This window comes from Lacinutrix sp. MEBiC02595 (assembly GCF_053601555.1).
Genome location: NZ_JBSHNU010000107.1, coordinates 1 through 305, shown reverse-complemented (window position 1 = coordinate 305; position 305 = coordinate 1). Strand labels below are relative to the sequence as shown.

Below are 305 nucleotides of genomic sequence, written 5' to 3'. Positions count from 1 at the left end.
TGTTGCTGTTGGCTCTCCTGCGTCTAATACACCATTGCCATCTAAATCTGCAAATACCGTTACTGGAGAAGTGAATCCCGTTTCTGTTCCGTTTTGTGTTCCATCACCATCTTCATCGTTATATACGGTTCCGGTTACCGTTCCTGCTGTAGTATATCCATCTGTTCCTGCATCTACACTACCATTTGTTGGTACCGTTACTGATGTTGGCTCTGTTCCTTCTGTTAAACTTGCTCCTGCTGGTAAAGTAGTTGTATCTACTACGATATCTACTGTTCCTGCTGGTACTCCTGGAATAGTATACG

At 43.6% G+C, this 305-nt stretch carries 1 protein-coding gene; it reads right to left on the bottom strand.

Annotated features, from left to right (window positions below):
• Positions 1 to 305, bottom strand: a 305-nt coding sequence (locus ACVCZW_RS00505) for a hypothetical protein (RefSeq protein WP_452231361.1), incomplete at both ends; no start/stop codon positions are given.